The organism is Gottfriedia sp. NPDC057948, assembly GCF_042887255.1.
Taxonomy (GTDB): Bacteria; Bacillota; Bacilli; order Bacillales; family Bacillaceae_G; genus Gottfriedia.
Genome location: NZ_JBHVPN010000003.1, coordinates 257,378 through 273,129 on the forward strand (window position 1 = coordinate 257,378; position 15,752 = coordinate 273,129).

General features: G+C 31.6%; 15 protein-coding genes and 1 pseudogene. 1 reads left to right on the top strand and 15 read right to left on the bottom strand.

What is annotated here, in order from left to right; all coding sequences use genetic code 11:
* Positions 1-113 precede the first annotated feature (113 nt).
* The 14 genes and pseudogenes from ACFVRR_RS07835 to ACFVRR_RS07900 form a co-directional block, all read right to left on the bottom strand.
* On the bottom strand, positions 114-770 hold the full coding sequence (locus ACFVRR_RS07835) for an FMN-dependent NADH-azoreductase (RefSeq protein WP_387326685.1): 657 nt from the start codon (positions 768-770) through the stop codon (positions 114-116).
* Between the two features lie 110 nt (positions 771-880).
* Complete coding sequence (locus ACFVRR_RS07840; RefSeq protein ID WP_387326687.1) at positions 881-1,363, bottom strand: dihydrofolate reductase; 483 nt, start codon at positions 1,361-1,363, stop codon at positions 881-883.
* Positions 1,360-1,659 (bottom strand): thymidylate synthase, encoded by a 300-nt coding sequence (thyA, locus tag ACFVRR_RS07845; RefSeq protein WP_387326690.1) that lies wholly within the window; start codon positions 1,657-1,659, stop codon positions 1,360-1,362. Before thyA (ACFVRR_RS07845) ends, ACFVRR_RS07840 begins: the two co-directional genes overlap by 4 nt.
* A 317-nt stretch (positions 1,660-1,976) precedes the next feature.
* Positions 1,977-2,474: pseudogene (gene thyA, locus ACFVRR_RS07850) on the bottom strand (thymidylate synthase); the annotation flags it as partial.
* Positions 2,475-2,503: 29 nt separating this feature from the next.
* Entirely contained in the window at positions 2,504-3,289 is a 786-nt protein-coding gene (locus ACFVRR_RS07855; protein WP_387326692.1) for a class I SAM-dependent methyltransferase, read from the bottom strand.
* Between the two features lie 226 nt (positions 3,290-3,515).
* Positions 3,516-3,944, bottom strand: coding sequence for a BrxA/BrxB family bacilliredoxin (locus ACFVRR_RS07860; RefSeq protein WP_097979342.1), 429 nt, complete (start codon positions 3,942-3,944; stop codon positions 3,516-3,518).
* Positions 3,944-5,098 carry a conserved virulence factor C family protein gene (locus tag ACFVRR_RS07865; RefSeq protein ID WP_387326695.1) on the bottom strand — a complete coding sequence of 385 codons (1,155 nt, stop codon included), beginning with the start codon at positions 5,096-5,098 and terminating at the stop codon, positions 3,944-3,946. Before ACFVRR_RS07865 ends, ACFVRR_RS07860 begins: the two co-directional genes overlap by 1 nt.
* 55 nt (positions 5,099-5,153) lie before the next feature.
* Positions 5,154-5,543, bottom strand: coding sequence for a single-stranded DNA-binding protein (locus ACFVRR_RS07870; protein WP_176525954.1), 390 nt, complete (start codon positions 5,541-5,543; stop codon positions 5,154-5,156).
* A 164-nt stretch (positions 5,544-5,707) separates the two neighbouring features.
* Positions 5,708-7,597 (bottom strand): ABC-F family ATP-binding cassette domain-containing protein, encoded by a 1,890-nt coding sequence (locus ACFVRR_RS07875; RefSeq protein ID WP_387326698.1) that lies wholly within the window; start codon positions 7,595-7,597, stop codon positions 5,708-5,710.
* Entirely contained in the window at positions 7,594-8,241 is a 648-nt protein-coding gene (locus ACFVRR_RS07880) for an HD domain-containing protein (protein WP_387326701.1), read from the bottom strand. The genes ACFVRR_RS07875 and ACFVRR_RS07880 overlap by 4 nt, the downstream gene beginning before the upstream one ends.
* A gap of 168 nt (positions 8,242-8,409) precedes the next feature.
* Complete coding sequence (gene galE, locus ACFVRR_RS07885; RefSeq protein ID WP_387326704.1) at positions 8,410-9,420, bottom strand: UDP-glucose 4-epimerase GalE; 1,011 nt, start codon at positions 9,418-9,420, stop codon at positions 8,410-8,412.
* 5 nt (positions 9,421-9,425) lie between these two features.
* The gene (locus ACFVRR_RS07890; RefSeq protein WP_387326707.1) at positions 9,426-9,863 is read right to left on the bottom strand and encodes a GtrA family protein; all 438 of its coding nucleotides are present in this window, start codon (positions 9,861-9,863) and stop codon (positions 9,426-9,428) included.
* On the bottom strand, positions 9,860-10,843 hold the full coding sequence (locus tag ACFVRR_RS07895; protein ID WP_387326710.1) for a glycosyltransferase family 2 protein: 984 nt from the start codon (positions 10,841-10,843) through the stop codon (positions 9,860-9,862). The genes ACFVRR_RS07890 and ACFVRR_RS07895 overlap by 4 nt, the downstream gene beginning before the upstream one ends.
* Positions 10,844-10,868: 25 nt before the next feature.
* A complete protein-coding gene (locus ACFVRR_RS07900) occupies positions 10,869-12,554 on the bottom strand; it encodes a DUF6044 family protein (RefSeq protein ID WP_387326713.1) in 1,686 nt (561 codons plus the stop codon).
* A gap of 290 nt (positions 12,555-12,844) precedes the next feature.
* Between ACFVRR_RS07900 and ACFVRR_RS07905 the strand changes: the two genes are divergently transcribed.
* A complete protein-coding gene (locus ACFVRR_RS07905) occupies positions 12,845-15,073 on the top strand; it encodes an alpha-galactosidase (RefSeq protein ID WP_387326716.1) in 2,229 nt (742 codons plus the stop codon).
* A gap of 161 nt (positions 15,074-15,234) precedes the next feature.
* Here ACFVRR_RS07905 and ACFVRR_RS07910 read toward each other — a convergent pair whose 3' ends face one another.
* Positions 15,235-15,717, bottom strand: a complete 483-nt coding sequence (locus tag ACFVRR_RS07910; protein ID WP_387326719.1) for a glutathione peroxidase — start codon at positions 15,715-15,717, stop codon at positions 15,235-15,237.
* Between the last annotated feature and the right edge of the window lie 35 nt (positions 15,718-15,752).

Genomic DNA, 15,752 nt, shown 5'->3' on the forward strand with positions numbered 1-15,752 from the left:
ATACAAAATGCCCAACCACTTGAAAAGTATTATCCATCCTGATTATTTAATAAAACGAGAATCAAAAAAAAAGAATCGGCTTTTATTGGCCGATTCCTTATTATTGTGAATCTTTAGTTCGAAACTTTTGCTCCACTGAATTCTGCAGCAAGAACTTTAGCTTTTTCAATTGCATTAGCTTTAATTTCTTGTGCTTTATCTGGCATTGCAGCCATACCTTCTACGAATAATGTAGTTACATCAGTAACACCTACAAAGTTTAAGATACTTGTTAAGTATGGGCTAGAGAAGTTAATTCCAGCTGCAGGACCTTCTGAATAAACGCCACCGCTTGCTTGGATGTGTAATGCTTTTTTATTCTCAAGTAAACCAACTGGACCATTTTCAGTATATTTAAATGTTTTACCAGCAATTGAGATATTATCTATAAAGTTTTTTACAACTGATGGGAAACTAAAGTTCCAGAATGGTGTAACAAATACATACTCATCAGCTTGTGTGAAAATTTCTAAGTTACGATTCATAGCAGCTAAAGTAGCTTGTTGATCAGCACTTAATTCTTCAAAAGCAGTACCGTTTCCTAATTTGCCCCATGCATCAAATACATTTCCATCTAACATAGGAACATTTTCTTTAAATAAATCAAAATGAACAACTTCATTTTCAGGATTTGCCTTTTTGTATTCAGTAATAAATGCTTCCCCTACAGATAGACCAAATGAATTTTCAATTGCATTTGGGTTTGCAGTAATATAAAGTAATTTTTTCATCTTAAACATCTTCCTCTCAGTTTCGTTTATCTTTAATTCGAGATTTATTTTCAAAAATCAAGGGATAATCAAATCCCTTAACCTCATAATAATATCTTTAATTCAAGATGTCAATACTTTTTTTCATAAACAAAATATCTAAATTTAATTTTTGATTTTTCATCGACTTGTACATCAGAAACAGATTTAACATTCCATTCTTCCTTTGAAAAATTCGGGAAAAAAGTGTCGCCTTCAAAGTTATGTTCAATTTCAGTAATATAAAGTGTATCTAAATAAGGGAATGTTAAATTAAAAATTTCAGCCCCACCAATAATAAATAAATCTTTATTTTTATTTTCTTCAACATAACTTTTAACGTCATTAATAACTGTAACGCCTTCAGCTTGAAAATCCTTTTGTCTTGTCACAACGATATTTTCTCGGTTTGGAAGTGGTCTACCAATCGAATCAAAGGTTTTTCTTCCCATAATAATTGTATACCCAGTAGTTACTTTCTTAAAATAAGCAAGCTCCTGTGGAAGATGCCACGGCATCTTATTATTAAAGCCGATTACATTGTTTTCTGACATCGCAACCAATGCAGCAATCATACACTTACTACCCCTTTGATCGCAGGATGGCACTCATAATCTTCTAATGTAAAATCCTCATATTTGAATTCAAAAATGTCTTTGATTTCAGGGTTTATCTTCATTTTTGGTAATTTATGAGGCTCTCTTGTTAGTTGTAGGTTAATTTGATCAAGATGATTTGTATAAATATGAGCATCTCCAAATGTATGTACAAAATCACCTAATTCTAAATCACATACTTGAGCAATCATCATTGTTAATAGTGCATAAGATGCGATGTTAAATGGAACTCCTAGGAAAATGTCAGCTGACAAAATCTTCAACCAAGTTCGTTACGCTTGGCCCGTTCTTAAAAAGAACTGCTACATGTCACCATGCAGATGAGACTATATCACGACCTCATAAAGGTCCCTTGCATTTCGGGTGCCAATTACTTGCACCCTACTCCATAATTGGATAGTCGTTAGGCATTTATTATTCTTTGTAATTATGAAATATTTTAAAAACCTCAGACATATTTCATAAAACCACCTACAAAGAATAAATTTAGCACGGGATTGTCTTTATTTAAGAGTTTCCCCGTTTAGCAAGGTTTTCGGTACAGATTACTCTGTAAAGGCGCTCAGAATTAACGCTGATAAAGCTGACAAGAAAGTTTTCCATCATTCACATAGAACTGGAAAAAACAATGACACGGTGCTAATGCCATCTTATCAAGTTCTCCAACATTCCACGCAGAAACAATCATTCTTCGAGAATCTGGATTTGTTTTTATTTGATTAATTACTTCAGAAATTTGATCAATTGTTGAGCCGTCAGCAGCTTTCCATGATCTCCATTGTTCACCATATACAGGGCCCAAGTTACCATTTTCATCTGCCCACTCATTCCAAATACGAACACCATTTTCTTTTAAGTATTGTATATTAGTATCGCCTTTTAAAAACCATAGTAATTCATGAATGATTGATTTTAAATGGACTTTCTTTGTTGTTACTAAAGGAAAGCCATCTTGAAGATTAAATCGCATTTGATAACCGAATGTACTAATTGTTCCTGTTCCGGTACGGTCTGTCTTTGTCATGCCATTATCTAATACGTGTTTACATAAATCTAAGTATTGCTTCATATTGACCTCCTAATTATGTATTGTAATTCTTAATTATCTTCTTTAATTTCAATATAGCCAAAATGAAATTCTGAAGATTTACGAATTAATTGATTAAATCCATATTTTTTAAATCTTTCACTTCTAAAATGATCCTTCAAAACTATTCTTTTTTTGGCAACGCGCTTAGCATCGTTGATCACTTCATATGTAAGATCATCATAAGAAGCTAAATTTTTCAATGCTGCAATACCTGAAGAGGTTTCGATATTTTTTTCAAACATCGGATCAAAATAAACAATATCAAAAGAATGATCTGGAAGTGTCTTCAAATAAGTTTTATAATCTATATTTTTTACTTCAATTTTATTAATGATATTCGACCAATCTAAAATGTTCTGTTTATTTGTTTTTAAACCTTTCTTCGTTAGGTAAGCAATAATTTGGTTTTTCTCTAAGCCTAAAACTTTACCTTGGTCACCTACAACATAACTTGCAACAATACTATCTGAAGCCATTCCAAGTGTACAGTCTAGTAGAGAATCACCTTTTGTTAATAAACAAGCGTCACAAAATGGATCATGTTCACCCTTCATCAATCGTCTAATTCGAAAAACTGAGGAGTTTGGGTGAAAAAAATATGGAATTGCTTGATCATCCTCATACCATTCTAATCTATTTTTACCTAAAACAAGTATAGGTTTTTTAAATCTATCATAGATTTCTTCAATGCTAAATTCTTTCCGGAGAATTAGCTGTCCATTTAGGTCTGAAGCAATTTTCTCTGCATCCTTTTCTAAATAAACATCTGGTCTTAAGCAAGTTGTAATTATCATATGTCTCCTTAATTAAGAAAAAAAGAGGAAATATCCTCTTTTCAGCTGCCCGCCAAACGCTCGCTTTCTTAGTTACTTGGCCTGCCTGTGCGGAGCTCTTTACCGCTTAAGGGTAAACTCCGCTCCTCACCAGGCTTCGCGCCTTGAAAAACAAGCGCTAGCAAACTGTCTGAAAGTCAAATATTTGGATTTAGTCTATACACTGAAAAGAGGAAAAATCCTCTTTTTACATTTGTGCAAATATTGATTGAATTCTTGCTTTAATATCTTCAGGAGTTGAGCCTTCGATTTGTTCACGAGGAATAAATCCAACTACCTCTTTACCTTTAAATACTGCCATTGATGGTGAAGATGGTGGGAAGTCAGCTAAATATTCTCTTAATGTAGCAGTAGCTTCCTTGTCTTGTCCAGCAAACACTGTCATAACTTTAGCAGGTTTTTTCTCTGATTCAATAACAGCTTGAACTGCAGAAGGTCTAGCAAGTCCAGCAGCACAACCACAAACTGAATTGATTACAAAAAAAGCAGTATCATTTAATTCATTCATAAATGACTCGACTTCTTCCCCAGTAGTTAATTCTGTAAAACCATTTGAAGTTAATTCCTCTCTCATTGGCTTTACGATCCCTTTCATGTACTCATCATATGCATTCATTAGTTTGTTTCTCCTTTGTCATTTTCTACTTTATTACGCTCAGTCATTTGTTTCCAAACTGAACCTAGTGCTTCCTCACCATTCTCAATTCGATGCAAAGCAAGTTGAACTTGTAATTTTACTTCGAATTCTGGGTCTTCTAATGCAGCTTTTAATGCCGGAATTGCACTTTCATCACCTAGTTCAAAAAGAAACATTGCTGCACGCCATCTAACTAATTTACTAGGATCTTTTAATGCTTCAATCATAGCTGGCATGGCTTCTTCAAATCCTAAGTCTGATAGACAATCTCCAGCAATTCGTCTTACACCGACTGCCTTATCCTTTAAAGCCTCATATAAATAAGGTAACACTAATTCTGATTTTAACATACCTAAATAAGCTGTAGCTAATCTTCTTATTGAAACATGTTCATCTTTTAATGCGATTTCTAGTAAAGGTAGGTCTTCAAGGGTAGGATCGATTTTTACAAATCTCGCATATCTTTTTTTCCAATCTGTTTCTTCAAAAATATCTGCAGTAAATGGTTCAAATTTAGGAACTGCTTTTTTCACAGTATTAGATTCATCATTCGTCATCACTTCGTTGACGATATTCTTTATGTCGTTTTCAGTGTGAGTAGCCGTTAATTCATCAATAATTTCTTTCTCAATTGTTGCTAATTCACCATAACGAATTCCATAATCAATCCACTGTCTTTCAAATACTACATTTGATGCAGATGTTGTTAGTTTCATAATTGCTTCTTTATAGAATGGAGGTAAAGCTGCTCTTTGTTCTTCACCATTTACAATTAATTTCAACTGCATAGGTATATTATGATACATTTGAACAAATACTTGTACCTCTCCAAAATGATTATCAATTATCGTATCATTAGTAGCTTCATCATTTACTTCTTCACCAAATACATTTCTGACTTGAAGCAAAATGGTTTGCCAATTTGCATTTGACTTACGATCAATAGCAATAAAATCAGCTACATGATAGACACTTTTGATTCCTTCTATTCCTAATATTTCTTGAATTATTAATGGTGCCTTGTCAATATTATCAATAGAATAATGATTTCTACTTCCTGATGGCAATTCCTCATCTAATAACACTTTCATTGTATTAGGACTTGGTGTTGGTTCGATTGACTTAATTTTCATCTTATTCTCCTCTTCTTGTTATTTAGTCCATTCTATCAAAAAGTGGAAAAACTCACTATTGTAACGCCTTAACGAATTCTTCAAAGTCATTTGTTCTAGATTCGATTGCGTTGTGAGTTAATTCTTCAGATCGACGAGTAAAAAGGTGAAATTTCTCAACTATTATTTCCGTCACATAAATAGGTTTTTCTGATTCCTTTACATAACTTGAAGTTTTTATAACTCCTTCAATAGAAACCTCCATCCCTTTTTTTGCTTTTTTAGTAGCATATTCAGCAATGGGACCCCATAATTTTACTGAAACATAATTCGTTCTCGTTTTTTTCAGATAATCTGAATAAACATTCGTAGCAATATTTATAAAAGTTGTTTTCCTTCCATTCGGTGTAGTTTGTAAAATTGGCTCTTTCGTTAATCTTCCTACTAATACAACATTGTTTATCATTATTACCATCTCCTTTATTTTTTTCTACAATACAAAATTATTGTAAGTTCGTAAAAAAAGGAAAATGGTATTTTAAATAAACTTTTATATTTAAAAACTCATTATGAGATAAAAAAACTTGAGTAGTAATATGACATCAGAATCCAAAACTCAAAATTAATACTTTACTTTAAACTTTCTACTAAATCACTTAAAACTGACCAGCGCTCCATTTTCTGTTCTAGTTGAGCTTCTTTTTCCTCAATATCTTTAGAAAGTTTATAAGCTTCATCAAAATTAGAGCCCACACCTTGTAATTTTACATTTAGTTGCTCAATCTCATTTTCCAGTTTTTCGATATCAGACTCAATACTATCCCATTCTTTTTGTTCTTGATAAGTTAATCGCTTTTTCTTTTGTTCTTTTTGATAAACTGGTTTTTCAATTGTTTCTTTTACAGCTTCAACTTCATGTTTTTCGTTCGATTGTCGTTCTAAATAATCCGTATAGCTTTCTAATGTAGATGAAATTTTTCCTTCACCTTCGAAAATTAATAATTTATTGGTAACTTTATCTAAGAAATAGCGATCATGTGATACGGTAACTACTACTCCACTAAAATTCTCAATATAGTCTTCTAAAACCGTTAAAGTATCAATATCTAAATCGTTTGTTGGCTCATCAAGTAATAATAAATTCGGGGCAGTCATTAAAAGTCTTAATAAATATAGTCTTCTTTTTTCGCCACCTGAAAGTTTTCCCAATTGTACTCCGTGCGATTGAGTAGGAAATAAGAATGTTTCCAGCATTTGTGAAGCTGAAATTGTTTTTCCATCTGGTGTATGAATGACTTCTGCTTCTTCCTTAATATAATCAATCATTCTCATAGTTGGATTCACATTTTCTTGTATTTGAGTATAGTATGCTACTTTTACTGTTTGCCCAATTTCAATTTCACCAGAATCAACTTTTTCTTCTCCAACAAGCATTTTCAATAAAGTTGTCTTACCCGCACCGTTTTCACCAATTATTCCAATTCGATCAGTTTGAAGTAAAAGTAAGTTAAAATTATCTAATATCTTTTGCTCGTCAAAAGACTTATTAACATTTATAAACTCAACAACTTTTTTACCTAAACGAGTTTGTTGAAAGTTCATCTCTAATTCCACTTTTTCTTGATTGTTGAGTTTACCCGAAAGGTCATCAAATCGTTGAATTCGAGCTTTTTGCTTTGTTGTTCGAGCTTTTGCCCCTCTACGCATCCAAGCTAATTCTCTTCTAAATAAATTGTTTCTTTTTTCATTAGTAGCTGCCTCTTTCTCTTCCCTGGCAGCTCTTTGTTCAATATAATACTGATAGTTTCCTTCATAACGATAGATATTACTATTTGAAAGCTCTAATAGTGCTGTAGTAACTTCATCTAAAAAATAACGATCATGAGTTACAAATAATACTGCGTTTTGTAGTCTTTTTATGTATTCTTGTAAAAAAACAATACATTCATAGTCCAAATGGTTCGTAGGCTCATCTAGAATTAATAAATCACATGGATGTATTAATGCTTTTGCTAAGGCTACTCTTTTTTTCTGACCACCTGAAAGAAATGAAACATCTAAATTTAAATTTGATAAACCTAATTTCGATAAAATCGTCTTAGCATTTGCTTCTAAATCCCAACCATTTAATGAATCCATATCAGCTTGTAATTTTAGTAATTCATTTTGTAATCCTTGATTAGATGGGTCTTCTCCAAGTGCTTGTAAAGTTTTTTCATATGATTTTACTAAAACCATTACTTTGTCATCACTCTCAAATACTGCTTCAAGAATCGTTTGTTTTTTATCAAAGTCTTCATGTTGAGGCAAATAACTTATTACATAATCCTTTGGAGTCGTAATTTTTCCATCATCAGCTGACTCGATACCTGCAATAATTTTTAATAAACTCGATTTACCAGTTCCATTTATACCTAATAATCCAATTTTCTGTCCTTCACTTACGGTAAATGAAATTTTATCGAATAAAGTTTTTTCCCCATAAGTTTTAATTAAATTCTCTACACTTAAAATCTTCATATTTTAAAATTCCACTCTTTCATAAATTCATCGATGAATTTTTCTACAAATAAATGTCTTTCTTCTGCCATTTCTAATGCTGTTTTTGTATTCATTAAGTCTTTAAGTTTTAATATTTTTTCATAGAAGTGATGTAGCGAAGAACTTTTGTCACTTCTATATTCTTCGATCGTCATGTTATCTCTTATTTTAAACTCTGGGTTAAACATACTACGACCTTTTTTACCTCCGTACGCAAACGTTCTAGCAACACCAATTGCGCCAATTGCATCCAAACGATCAGCATCTTGTACAATTTTACCTTCTAAAGAGGTTGGAATAACCCCATTGCCTCCTTTATAGGAGATATTTTCAACGATGTACAAGATTGCTTTTACGACTTCATTACTATTTAATAATTCATTTAGAATTGATTCTAATTGTATTTTTTGAGCTTCAAGATCATCATGTAATTTATCATCTATTACATCGTGAACTAATGCAGCACATTCTACGATGAATTGATTTGCATTTTCTTTTTTTGCAATATGTACAGCTAAGTTTCTAACACGGTCAATATGATGCCAGTCATGCCCAGAACTATCACCTTGATGAAGATTTCGAACATAATTTTCTAATTGTAATATGATTTCCTGCTGATTCATACTCGTACCTCCATAAATCGACTAGTGATATTATATCATTTTTCTATCTCCGAAAAACATTAATAGGCTAAGTGGGATTTAAATTTACGAAAAAACCTTCACTTAGAGTGAAGGTTTTTAGTGTGTAGACAAATTCCAAAAAAATATGATTTTATATTAAATTAGAATCTAATTATATTGAGTAGTATATTTTTTCTTAAATCCATTTGGATTGGTCTTATGCCATTTCCAAGCATCTTTAATGATCAAATCGATGTCTTCATTCTTTACTGTCCATCCTAAAACTTTTTTAGCTTTCTCTGAAGAAGCAACTAGAATACTTGGGTCACCTTCTCTTCTAGAACTGATTTTATATGGTATTGGGTGCTTAGTTATCCGACGAACCGCTTCAACAATTTGTAATACTGAGTATCCCTTATTATTTCCAAGGTTAAAAATATCACTTTTCCCACCATTAAAAAGGTAATTAAGTGCTAATAGATGAGCATTCACTAAATCTTCAACATGGATATAGTCTCTAATACACGTCCCGTCTGGAGTATTATAATCATCTCCAAAAATAGAAATCTCTTTCCTTTGATTTAAAGCAACCTGTAAAATCAATGGAATTAAATGAGTCTCAGGTAAGTGGTCTTCTCCAATTTCGGCTGAGCGCTTTGCTCCAGCAACATTAAAGTATCTTAGTGAAACATAATTTATACCATATGCTAAACTACTCCATTTCATCATCTTTTCCATCATTAATTTTGTTTCACCATAGGTGTTCGTTGGATTTGGAATGCAGTCTTCTGAGATCGGTACTATTTTAGGTTCACCATATACAGCAGCCGAAGATGAAAATACGATATTTTTAACATTAAATTCATTCATCACTTCTAATAGAACTTGTGTGCCAAATACATTATTGCTAAAATACTCCAACGGTTTTTCCATTGATTCACCAACTAGACTATTTGCTGCAAAATGTAACACACCATCAATCTTTTCATTTTCGAATACTGATCTTAAAAATTTCTTATCTCGAATATCCCCATTATAAAAAATGGCTTTTGAATGAATCGCTCCTTTGTTTCCTGTCTGCAAATTATCAACAATTACTACATTTACGCCATTTTCAATCAGCATGTATACTGCATGTGATCCTATATAACCAGCTCCGCCAAGTACTAAAATATTCATTTTGGTCACATTCTTTCGTTTTTAAGTTGTTTTTTGGTCATATTTTTATTTTTAAAAACAAGCAATTTTTGACCAAAGTAATTTAAAATCGTATATAACCCAGAACTAATTAAAACAGCAAAGTCATTTTTATAATTTAGAGAGATAAAATCCTGTAAATTTAAAATGTAATCAATTATTTTAGCTCCGAGATTAAATGCTATAAAATAACAGGTTAAAATGACTATAATAAACAATGGAATACTTTTTTTTACAGAGCCTTGACTTTTAAATGTAAAATTTCGATTTAAAATATAACTTACACAAGCTCCTATAGAATTTCCAATAAATGTTGAAATCCAATAAGACAAACCAAATAAATGAAGTAATAAATAAATGAATGATAATCCTACAATTGTATTTGCAATTCCTACTGCAATAAAACGGATAAATGTCTTATTCATCTTTGCCCCTTATTTACTAGTTCAGAATTGCTCATTGTATATAAATCTGTTTCAATAGCGTATCTAGGTCGATTTTTTACTTCGTGATAAATCTTTCCAATATACTCACCGATCATTCCGATTCCCATTAATTGAACTCCACCTACAAACCAAATTGAGACCATTAATGACGGCCATCCACTAACCGTATTTCCTAATAAATGTTGAACTATTGCATAACCACCTGCTATCAAACTAAATATGATGGATAAAAACCCAAGCAGTGATACAAATCTAATCGGAGCTATACTAAATGATGTGATCCCATCGAACGCAAAAGATAGCATCTTTTTTAATGGGTATTTTGATTCACCTGCAAACCGTTCTTTTCGATCGTAATAAACATTAGTTGATGGAAACCCTACAAGAGGTACTAGTCCCCTTAAGAATAAATTAGTTTCTTTATATTTGAATAACTCATCTAATGCCCTTTTACTCATTAATCGGAAATCAGCATGATTAGGAACTAGATTAATCCCTATTTTCCCCATGAATCGATAAAATCCAAGCGCTGTTGTACGCTTAAAAATGGTATCTGTTTCTCTACTGTCTCGTACACCATAGACAATATCAAAACCTTCTATATACTTTTCTACAAAATTACGTATTACATTTATATCATCTTGTAAATCCGCATCGATTGATACTACACAATCGGATTGTTTATTAGCAATTTCAAGCCCAGCAATTAGTGCGTTTTGATGCCCTACATTTTTAGCAAGCTTTAATCCTTTAACAAATAAATTATCGTTACTTTCTTTTTCTATTAGTTCCCATGTTCGATCCTTACTTCCATCATCTACAAATAGAATTTTGCTATCATCTGAAATAAGAGAATCATAAATTAATTCTTCAATTAAGTAAGTAAGTTGATAGGCTGTTTCTTCAAAAACTTCCTGTTCATTGTAACAAGGTACAACAATTGTTAGTAAAGGTATCATGTATAATCACGTCCTTATAAAGTGGTTATTTTACTTCGTATAGATAGATGCGCCATGCTGAATGATCATCATTAAATGTCTTCATCAATCTAAGTCCATTACTATTAGCATTTTCTATTGGGACAGCCGCAAAAATATATTCCCCACCCAACTTTTTAAATTCGTTAATATTTAGTTGTAAATGATGGATTTTTACGTTTGAGTCCTTTTTAAATTCATAATTTTTACCTAATTCAGCTACAAATAAATAGCATCTCCCTCCCCAATGATCGAAGTAATTTTCAAGCAAGGGGCTTTTTTCAAGTTCAGGTGCTATTATTTTTCTAAATTGGTGCTTATACTTTAGCGAATAAAAATTATTATACGTATCGAGCGTGTAAAAACCGTTATACTGGGCAATCGCAGGGTGAATGCCTATACTTGCAACCCGATAACTATTTTTAGGTTTTCCAATATATTTTGAGATTTCATTAAATTGATTTACAGCATAAAATTGTTTAAATGATGGTTTCCCTGCTACACGATACACAATTTCATCATTAGCACAAAACATCACAATTACTTGAACTACTAAACAAATTTCCACAAACTTTTGCCAACCTTTTCCCTTTAACCAAAGAAGATAGGCTCCAACAGCAAACATTAAATAGATTATTAAAGGTCTTAAAAAATGAAATCTTGCAAAATTAAACGTATTTAAAAGCTGAAATTGTTCTTTTACTGGCTTCCATCCTTTATAAAACCAAAAGGCGTACCAAACGGATAATAAAAAATTAAGAATGAATAAGTATAGAAATCTTTTTTCAATAATTCCTCTTTTTTTATTTCTTAAAGTCCAGAATACAATAAAAGATAAAGGTACAATGACTAGAGTGTGAAGTGTTAGCACATGGGTATGGCCTAAAAAATAATTCTTAAACACTAATCGAATCGTATGCCAAAAACCCAATGTAGAGCTTAAAAACTCATTTCTACTTGTTGGTTCAGATGGAATGACTAGTGAGAATACTAACCGATATTCTATTGCTAAATACATTAAAGTCATTAATAAAATACTTAAAAAGAACACTAGATTGATTTTCTTTTTTACAAATACATCTCTTAACCATAGCATTCCCATAAATACTAAAAAGAAAAAGAATCCTAATACAAAACTAGAATAGAAAGGTAATAAAATAAGGGTAATCCATTCTTTCCTAGAATATTTCCCAATTCTTATATTTAGAAACGCCCAAAGTGCTAGTGGCATCCCCAATGTACTTAGCATTCCAGACGGCCAAAATGGCGTTAGTGCAAATGCAAGTGAGACCCATACTCTAATAAGGTAATTCTCCTTTGATGTTATAAAATGCTTTTTTAACAAGATATACATCCCAAAAAACGCGAAAAATCTAGTAATTGACTGCCCTATGGAATAAGCTAGCATTGGCGAAAAGAGATTATTTAGCCACTGTATACCACTAAATTCCGTTCCATAAGCATTTCTTGGCAATCCATTTATGATCTGTGGGATTGTGGAATTTAATTTACCAAATAATTGCCCTGAATTTTTAAGTGTTTTATACCATGCAATATTTGAATCTAAATTATCATGTACTCTAATATGAGCATTTTCTCCTAATATGAAAAGTGGAGAAACATAAATGATCATTAAGATTGTTGCAATCATTAAATGTTTATTTTCCTGACTTAGTTTCTTAAATAGTTTCATATTTCTTACACCACTTTGTTTATATATTGTTTTTTGATTATTGATTAATATTTCCCTCACTTTATCTTTTTAGTTTTATTTCCTATCTCTTTCTCACATCTATTAATATTAAAATTCTTTTCTGAAAATCAGATGAAAATTTGAATAAAATTTCATTTAAATTTTCCCTATTATTTTCAATAAGTAAAAAATATTAATTTTATAATGTGCATAAAAATTTAATTAGGCTAATTTCTTTAATAGTATAAAAAGTTTTTAGAAATAATTAAATATGTATTAGAGGTGCAATCATGCTGATTTTTGTGGATGACGAACAAAAAAAGTTTCATCTAACAAACGGAAAAATTAGTTATGTATTTTATGTCATGAAAAATGGTCATCTTGGGTCTTTGTATTTTGGAAAAGCGATTGACATTCATTCAAATTTCACTCATATCCAAAATGACAATTCTACTACAACATATACTTCTTATTATTATGCTGATCGATCAATTAGTCTTGAAACGATCAGACAGGAATATCCTGTCTATGGTACTTCTGACTATCGTGAACCGGCATTAAGTATTCGTCAGTTAAACGGTAGCCATATTACTAACTTTATCTATAAAGATCATACAATTACAAAAGGGAAACCCCTTTTACAAGGATTACCTGCGGCTTATACTGAAAATGAAGAAGACGCAGAAACAATTCAGATTGTTCTAGAGGACTCAACACTTAATGCTGAATTAGTCTTATGCTATACAATTTTTAAAGATTTATCTGTTATTACTAGAAGTGCTTATATTTGTAACCACGGTTCGGAACCTTTTTATTTAGAACGTTTTATGAGTGCATCTATTGATTTTCCTGACTATGATTTCATGATGATTCAGCTAAGTGGTGCATGGTCTAGAGAGAGACATATAAAGGAACGTCAGTTAGTAATGGGTACACAAGGAATCTCGAGTTTACGAGGTTCAAGTTCACATCAACATAACCCATTTCTTGCCTTTAAAAGAAAAGAGACTACAGAAAATCATGGTGAAGTATTTGGTTTTAATTTAGTTTATAGCTCAAATTTTATTGCTCAAGCTGAAGTTGATCATTACGATATGACTCGAATTACAATGGGAATACATCCGTTTCGTTTTACTTGGAAATTATCAGAAAATGAACACTTTCAATCCCCTGAAGTAGTGATGGTGTATTCTGATCAAGGTATGAACGGAATGAGTCAAACTTATCACGATTTATATCGAAACAACCTAATTCGTGGTGAGTGGAAAAATAATGAACGCCCTATCTTAATAAACAATTGGGAAGCCACTTATTTCAACTTTAATGAAGAATCCTTACTTCAAATCGCAAGAGAAGCAAAAAAGCTTGGGATTGAACTCTTTGTATTAGATGATGGATGGTTTGGTAAAAGAAATAATGCTACTAGCTCTCTAGGCGATTGGTATTCAAATACTGAAAAATTCCCTAAAGGAATAGACCGTTTTGCCTATAAAATTAAAGAGTTAGGTTTAAAATTTGGTCTTTGGTTTGAGCCTGAAATGGTAAGTCAAAATAGTAATTTATTTAAAAATCATCCTGATTGGATTATTCATACACCTAATCGGCAAGTTTCTTTAGGAAGACATCAATTAGTATTAGATTTCTCGAGAAAGGATGTTATCGATCACATTTATAAAAAAATGGTAGATGTTATAAAAAATACAAATTTAGACTATATAAAATGGGATATGAATCGAAATATAACTGAGGCTTATTCTAAGAAGTTAGCTAATGATCAGCAAGATGAATTTTTTCATCGGTATATTTTAGGTGTGTATGAATTATATGAACGATTAATAAGTGAATTTCCAAATGTGTTATTTGAATCATGTGCTGGTGGTGGTGGTCGATTTGATCCTGGTTTATTGTTTTATGCACCCCAAGCATGGGCTAGTGATAATACAGATCCAATTGAACGATTAAAAATTCAATATGGTACCTCACTACTATACCCAATTTCTAGCATCGGATCACATGTATCAGCATCACCTAATCATCAAACATTTCGTAATACCCCATTATCAATTAGAGCCAATGTCGCTTTCTTTGGAACATTTGGTTATGAATTGAATCCTTTAATACTTACTGAAAAAGAAAAATCAGAAATTAAATCGCAAATACAATTTTTCAAACATCACCGTTCATTAATGATGAAAGGAGATTTTTATCGGTTACTTGATCCTTTTAAGGAAAACGAAGTAGCTTGGATGGTAATAAGTAAAAACAAAAATGAAGCCATTATAGGTTGGTACAAAATATTAGCAAGCCCAAATCCAAGGAAGTTCCAGACTTTAAAACTGACAGGATTAAATCCAAATAAGAAATATTTACTAAACACTACGAATCACACTTTTTATGGAAACGAATTAATGGAAAATGGAATCCCATTACCACTCGAATTTAATGGCGCCAATAAAAAAATTGCAAAACGAGCAGGTGATTTCCAATCTTGGATTTTTCATCTGGTTTGTCCTGATTAAATGTACAAAACTCGTCCTTAATTTCGTATAACGATGTTCGAAAAAGTAGAAGTATAGACCAATCAAAACGCTTGTCTTTTCGTGCAGCAAATCTTGCAATTGTGCGATAAAAACAAGCGTTTTTAAATGGTCTTTAAACCATTCAACATTAATGAAGGTTCTTAAGCTTTCAATAATTTCTCAATGGTTGATTTCATCTCTTGAGGATTTGTTTGAGGAGCAAATCGTTCAATGACTTTACCATTTTTATCAATAATAAATTTAGTAAAATTCCATTTTATTGATTTTAACCCCATAATACCAGGAGCTTCTGAGCTTAAATATTTAAATAGTGGATCTGCTTTGTCACCATTTACATCAATTTTTCCGTAAACAGGGAAAGTTACACCAAAATTCAATTCACAAAAACTTTGAATTTCTTCATTTGAACCTGGTTCCTGATTCATAAATTGATTACATGGAAAACCAAGAATTACTAATCCTTCTTCTTTATATTCTTCATATAATGCTTGTAAATCTTTATATTGAGGAGTATATCCACATGCACTTGCAGTATTTACAACAATTATCACTTTATCTTTATATTTTGAAAGAGATACCTCTTCGCCCTTGCTATCTTTTACTTCAAAATCATAAATACTCATTTCACATTCCTCCTACTTCCTTATAATGTTAATAG

What these genes read in the sequence shown, in the direction of transcription:
- ACFVRR_RS07835 (WP_387326685.1), bottom strand. Translation starts at nt 770, where the DNA reads ATGAAAAAATTACTTTATATTACTGCAAACCCAAATGCAATTGAAAAT.
- ACFVRR_RS07840 (WP_387326687.1), bottom strand. Translation starts at nt 1,363, where the DNA reads ATGATTGCTGCATTGGTTGCGATGTCAGAAAACAATGTAATCGGCTTT.
- ACFVRR_RS07855 (WP_387326692.1), bottom strand. Translation starts at nt 3,289, where the DNA reads ATGATAATTACAACTTGCTTAAGACCAGATGTTTATTTAGAAAAGGAT.
- ACFVRR_RS07860 (WP_097979342.1), bottom strand. Translation starts at nt 3,944, where the DNA reads ATGAATGCATATGATGAGTACATGAAAGGGATCGTAAAGCCAATGAGA.
- ACFVRR_RS07865 (WP_387326695.1), bottom strand. Translation starts at nt 5,098, where the DNA reads ATGAAAATTAAGTCAATCGAACCAACACCAAGTCCTAATACAATGAAA.
- ACFVRR_RS07870 (WP_176525954.1), bottom strand. Translation starts at nt 5,543, where the DNA reads ATGATAAACAATGTTGTATTAGTAGGAAGATTAACGAAAGAGCCAATT.
- ACFVRR_RS07875 (WP_387326698.1), bottom strand. Translation starts at nt 7,597, where the DNA reads ATGAAGATTTTAAGTGTAGAGAATTTAATTAAAACTTATGGGGAAAAA.
- ACFVRR_RS07880 (WP_387326701.1), bottom strand. Translation starts at nt 8,241, where the DNA reads ATGAATCAGCAGGAAATCATATTACAATTAGAAAATTATGTTCGAAAT.
- galE (WP_387326704.1), bottom strand. Translation starts at nt 9,420, where the DNA reads ATGAATATTTTAGTACTTGGCGGAGCTGGTTATATAGGATCACATGCA.
- ACFVRR_RS07890 (WP_387326707.1), bottom strand. Translation starts at nt 9,863, where the DNA reads ATGAATAAGACATTTATCCGTTTTATTGCAGTAGGAATTGCAAATACA.
- ACFVRR_RS07895 (WP_387326710.1), bottom strand. Translation starts at nt 10,843, where the DNA reads ATGATACCTTTACTAACAATTGTTGTACCTTGTTACAATGAACAGGAA.
- ACFVRR_RS07900 (WP_387326713.1), bottom strand. Translation starts at nt 12,554, where the DNA reads ATGAAACTATTTAAGAAACTAAGTCAGGAAAATAAACATTTAATGATT.
- ACFVRR_RS07905 (WP_387326716.1), top strand. Translation starts at nt 12,845, where the DNA reads ATGCTGATTTTTGTGGATGACGAACAAAAAAAGTTTCATCTAACAAAC.
- ACFVRR_RS07910 (WP_387326719.1), bottom strand. Translation starts at nt 15,717, where the DNA reads ATGAGTATTTATGATTTTGAAGTAAAAGATAGCAAGGGCGAAGAGGTA.